Raw genomic sequence first — 2,594 nt, 5'->3', positions numbered from 1 at the left:
TTTCACCATAAATGTAAGTGCTGTACAGATCGAAGTGCCAGCCGGACAGCCGCCTGTGCCTGGAGCAGATGCGAGAATTCCTGCCAATGCGTATGAGAATTATCGGCATATTAATAAAGTAGCGGAGCAAGAGGCAGAGTCATATAGTCAATTTGCAAAATCGAATCCTAAAAATCCGCCATCTACGCTTGATAAGCTAAATCTGGAACATCCTGGTTTTTCTAAGGCTTTGGAGCTTGCAGATTATTCGCAGTCTACAGTTGTATTGATTCATGAAGGGGATAAGAATATTAGATTATCCGTCCCAAATGTTAGCTTTCGTGGTGATGTTGTAGAAACAGAGGCTGGGAAAGGGCCATTATTTGCTGTTCAAAGTCTCAGTACATTTCTAGTAGTAGGACCACCTCATGGGAAAGAACTTAGTAAATATGCTGATGGTGAAGGAAAATATACGTATCGAGGCTTGAAGAATGCCTCTTGGAAGCTCATGTCAAACAGTTCTCGCGTAATGTATACGGAATTCACTCCAAATGATACAAAGACCACGTATGGAGTTACCTATGGTGGCTGGGTTAATACAGAAGATCCATATCAAAACAAAGCACCTGAGGTGGTGATGAGTAATTATATTATTCCATCTATAGAGTCTTTATCTAGCTTGGATAATTATAGCCAAATTGAGCATTGGGGCAATTATAGCTATCGTATTCCTAAAACGGCTAAATTAATCAGTGAAACCGTTGAGGATGGAGTATATGATGTGAGACTATATGAAGATACAGGAGCTAAAATACGGGTAATACGTAGCTCAATCAAGGACAAAAATAAAGATGTAACGATTATTAAGATCCCAATACTATATTTTTTATATAAATATGATGACTTAGAAACACCTACACAATACGCAGTAGTATGGAATAATGGGATTGCAGGTTCTTTGGTTGATTCCTATAAGCCTAATCGTGAATCCTATCTCCGTCATGTTGTGAGAGATTCTGTTTACGTTTACAGCTATCGCATTAATTATGATGAAAGTAAAACGTCTTATACACATAAACAGCTAAGAGATATGATCGAATACGTAAGTTTTGATGATGCGGCAAAGTTACGAAAAGAGCCTCAATGGCGGGAAGAAGGAACATATAAGGAGAGACTTGAAAATAGTTCCATCTTTAGTCCATGGTATATGGAATGGATTAAGCTATTAAGTAAATAGCTGTATTTGACTGTTTAGTTTGAGAGAGGTTTTTATGATTCAACGTATTTTGATGCTAGCCCTTGTGTTGCTAGCTTTCACCATGCCCACAGGGGCAATTACCTATCAAGAGTTGAAGACGTCACCACAATTTAAGTTGGTTCATACTCGATCGATGAATGGTTCTATGGAGAGTGGTGGCTTGTATATCTATTTGAACACGTATTCTATTGAGGCCATTCGCTATGCACCGCCACAGTATTCTTTGCGTGGGACCTACTATGTTGTGATGGATACGTCTTATCAATCTACTATCGATGAGAGACAGCTCACCGTGGATTATGATACAAACTATTCGTTAGCGACCCTTATTCATTCGTCTCGTATAATGAATCCGAGTCCATCTATGATGGCTTTGATTGAGGCTAGTGAAAGTAAGTCTGGTTTGGCTATGACAGAGGTAGATGTGGCGAAGTATACCTTTGATGGGGCGACGAAGCCAATGCATTATGTGAATGATACTCGTAAGTTCCCACTTAATCGTAATAACACTATTATGTATGATATAGCGGATGCTATGTTTATGTCTGCCTATCAGCAGCATTTTGATGATATTGTGGTACAGTGAGGTGGACGATGAAACTCATATATTTACTTTCACTATCGTTATTAGCATGTCTCATAGTACCGATGCAAGGACAAGCCGTATCACAAGCTGACTTATTAATCTCAGAGCGATTTGAACACATCGATTCGAGTGCTGACTCTGGACGAGGAGATGGAAAATATTTGGATCTTTCATCTGTTAAGTCTGTAATGGCACCGAATGGTCATCGTCGTATCGAAGCCAGCATTTATGTTTCCATGCCTGCTGCTAATATGATTCAAGGACTTTCAGTACAATACGATTACCAAATGGATCGTTCTTTGCGCCATTTGATTAATGCTCATGATAACAGTTTAAAACAAGGTGATAAGACGCCATATATCTCTATTTGGCGTGCAAAACAAGAAAACTCAGGTATCACTGGAATCGTTAATGATGGCGGTACCTATTACAATAATGGACAAATTCGCCAACAACGTGTGTATGCAGAAAACCTAAAAGCTATGATTCTACCTGCTGAATTTGGTGACGAAAAATATAAATTGCCTAATTTGATGTATAAAAAAGCATATGGCATTGCCTATGATGATGAGCCGTGATAGTTTATGATTACTGGGCTGATACTTCGTTGGTTCTTAAAAGCTCCTAAACATTCATAATAGATTTCTGATATATTCTTAATTTATTTACATAATGCAAAAGCCAAGCTATTCATATTTAGAAATAGCTTGGCTTTTATTTGTACGCCGAATAGGCATGACTAAACCCCCAGTTAAACTGGGGGTTGGTAAA

Annotated in this window: 3 protein-coding genes; all 3 read left to right on the top strand. The window is 38.6% G+C overall.

Annotated elements, in window-relative coordinates; translation table 11 throughout:
- The coding region (locus QZ334_RS07860; RefSeq protein WP_295233428.1) for a hypothetical protein at positions 1-1,216 on the top strand (1,216 nt) is incomplete at its 5' end.
- A 34-nt stretch (positions 1,217-1,250) separates the two neighbouring features.
- Positions 1,251-1,823 carry a hypothetical protein gene (locus tag QZ334_RS07855; protein ID WP_295233426.1) on the top strand — a complete coding sequence of 191 codons (573 nt, stop codon included), beginning with the start codon at positions 1,251-1,253 and terminating at the stop codon, positions 1,821-1,823.
- Positions 1,824-1,831: 8 nt separating this feature from the next.
- Positions 1,832-2,401 (top strand): hypothetical protein, encoded by a 570-nt coding sequence (locus QZ334_RS07850; protein ID WP_295233424.1) that lies wholly within the window; start codon positions 1,832-1,834, stop codon positions 2,399-2,401.
- Positions 2,402-2,594: the final 193 nt, after the last annotated feature.

The sequence above is a fragment of the Veillonella sp. genome, from assembly GCF_019414865.1.
Classification (GTDB): domain Bacteria; phylum Bacillota; class Negativicutes; order Veillonellales; family Veillonellaceae; genus Veillonella.
Note: the sequence above shows the minus strand (reverse complement) of the source record. Positions and strands in the feature narration are given on the sequence as shown.

Coding starts and splice junctions, on each gene's coding strand:
- QZ334_RS07855 (WP_295233426.1), top strand. CDS start 1,251: ATGATTCAACGTATTTTGATGCTAGCCCTTGTGTTGCTAGCTTTCACC.
- QZ334_RS07850 (WP_295233424.1), top strand. CDS start 1,832: ATGAAACTCATATATTTACTTTCACTATCGTTATTAGCATGTCTCATA.